The organism is Methanocalculus sp. (genome assembly GCF_029762515.1).
Classification (GTDB): Archaea; Halobacteriota; Methanomicrobia; order Methanomicrobiales; family Methanocorpusculaceae; genus Methanocalculus.
Genome location: NZ_JARVGN010000418.1, coordinates 1 through 1,910, shown reverse-complemented (window position 1 = coordinate 1,910; position 1,910 = coordinate 1). Strand labels below are relative to the sequence as shown.

Here is a 1,910-nt window from a genome sequence, read left to right as displayed (position 1 = left end):
CACTCTTTTTCTGAGAGAGAACGATGGTGCTAAATTGTCTGCATTCAGATATCTTTTATGAGTACCGCCATACTCCTTCTTCAGCGCCTTTTTGAGCGCCGATACAGCATTGACAAGTTTCTCGGTGGGCGCACATTCGGTAAGTTCACAGCTTCGTTCATCATTGCAGGGGAACGGACCGCATGAGAGTTCCTCAAGCCCGATTACTTCTATATCGATTCTGGTACTCATAAAAGATATCTGAATGCAGACAATTTAGCACCATCGTTCTCTCTCAGAAAAAGAGTGAGTTGAAAACTATAACTGCACCAACACATCAACAACTTCAAGCAGCGAGAGAAGATCATCTTCATCCTTGATTTCATCTGCCAGGATTGAAAAAACCCGATTATCATCAATTGGGTGTTTATTCATGACAACTGCAAGAAGCGGGATTGGGCTCCGATCGCGCATGATTTGCCTTTGATAGTCAGCATACTCAAAACAGGTCTGATCTGCATGCCATTCTCATGGGGTTTATCTCAGGAGAGAGGAAAAAGGCAATCTTTATTGCTCTTTTCAACGACTGTAAAAGAAGGTAGTTCCATGACCAGACCGATTCTTATTGACTTTTTCGCCACATGGTGCGGGCCATGCAAGATGCAGACCCCCATCATTGAGGACCTGAAGGTAAAACTCGGGGATGCAGTTGAAATCAAGACAATTGATGTCGATCATCATATGGATCTTGCAGGAAAATACCAGATTCAGGTTGTTCCGACACTAATCATAGAGAAAGACGGAGCCGTCATCCATAAACTCGAAGGAGTGACCGATGCACGGAGACTGGAAGAACTCTTAAAACCGCTTATCTGATGGAAGAGAGAGACCGTATAGAATCACTCATTTCGGTCTTAAACGAGACCTATGGCCCCGTTCCGTGGTGGGATGCACCATTTGACGAAGTGGCAGTTGGCGCGATTTTGACCCAGCAGACACGCTGGGAGAATGTTGAGGCGGCATTAACCCGGCTGAGATCAGCCGGGTTGAATACCCTTTCCGCGATTGCGGCAGCGGATCCGGCAGATCTGGAGTCCTGTATACGATGCACCGGGTTTTACCGGGTCAAATCAGCACGCCTCCATCAGCTTGCCACATTTTTTCTGGATCAATATCATGAGATGAAAGAGATCGATCTGATCCCAACCGATCTCCTGAGACGTTCCCTCCTCACAGTGAATGGTGTAGGTGAAGAGACTGCCGATAGTATCCTCTGTTATGGACTTTTTCGGGAGACATTTGTAATTGATGCATATACCCGCCGGATCTGTACCTGCGCCGGGGTATCTCTCACTGATGATCAATTGCGCCGGATCTTCCTGTCAGCTCTTGGTTCCGATAACCGTCTACTCAGATCCTGCCATGGCCAGATTGTTGAATATGCAAAAGAATATTGTAGTAAAAAGAGATGTCAGGAATGCAGAATCCGGATTTTACACGAATAGGACGCCGCCTCTTCAATGAAGGACTCGTTGGCGGTAATTTTGGCAATATGAGCATACGTTCAGATCAGGGGTACCTGATCACGAGAAGTGGTTCATACCTTGATGATCCTGGAGACCTTGTCCTGGTGATTCCCGGCGAGCCGGTTCCAAAGGGCGCATCGAGCGAATACAGGGTTCATGAAGCGATCTACAGGGAGACGAAACATAGTGCAATTGTCCATGCACACCCCTCCTGTGCGGTTGCGGCTTCACTTCTCATGGATCAGATCATACCAATCGACAGTGAAGGGGAAATGCTCTGCCCGGAGATTTCTGTTGTGGAGGGAGTACCCGGCAGTCAGGAACTCGCAGAGAATTGTGCAGAAGCCTTAAAAAATAGTAATCTTGTCATTGCCAGGGGGCATGGGACATTTGCTGCTGCAAAAA

General features: G+C 47.3%; 4 protein-coding genes and 1 pseudogene. 3 read left to right on the top strand and 2 right to left on the bottom strand.

From position 1 onward, the window contains the following. A pseudogene (locus QCH34_RS11695) lies at nt 1-231 on the bottom strand (hypothetical protein); the annotation flags it as partial. 66 nt (nt 232-297) lie between these two features. After that, a complete protein-coding gene (locus tag QCH34_RS11690) occupies nt 298-453 on the bottom strand; it encodes a hypothetical protein (protein WP_300334397.1) in 156 nt (51 codons plus the stop codon). A 132-nt stretch (nt 454-585) separates the two neighbouring features. Between QCH34_RS11690 and QCH34_RS11685 the strand changes: the two genes are divergently transcribed. The 3 genes from QCH34_RS11685 to QCH34_RS11675 all read left to right on the top strand — a co-directional run. Continuing rightward, a complete protein-coding gene (locus QCH34_RS11685; protein WP_292736586.1) occupies nt 586-855 on the top strand; it encodes a thioredoxin domain-containing protein in 270 nt (89 codons plus the stop codon). Further along, the gene (locus QCH34_RS11680; protein WP_300334394.1) at nt 855-1,484 is read left to right on the top strand and encodes a Fe-S cluster assembly protein HesB; all 630 of its coding nucleotides are present in this window, start codon (nt 855-857) and stop codon (nt 1,482-1,484) included. Before QCH34_RS11685 ends, QCH34_RS11680 begins: the two co-directional genes overlap by 1 nt. Then, nucleotides 1,457-1,910, top strand: a 454-nt coding sequence (locus tag QCH34_RS11675; RefSeq protein WP_300334392.1) for a class II aldolase/adducin family protein, incomplete at its 3' end; no start/stop codon positions are given. The genes QCH34_RS11680 and QCH34_RS11675, both read left to right, overlap by 28 nt.

Coding starts and splice junctions, on each gene's coding strand:
- QCH34_RS11690 (WP_300334397.1), bottom strand. CDS start 453: ATGCGCGATCGGAGCCCAATCCCGCTTCTTGCAGTTGTCATGAATAAA.
- QCH34_RS11685 (WP_292736586.1), top strand. CDS start 586: ATGACCAGACCGATTCTTATTGACTTTTTCGCCACATGGTGCGGGCCA.
- QCH34_RS11680 (WP_300334394.1), top strand. CDS start 855: ATGGAAGAGAGAGACCGTATAGAATCACTCATTTCGGTCTTAAACGAG.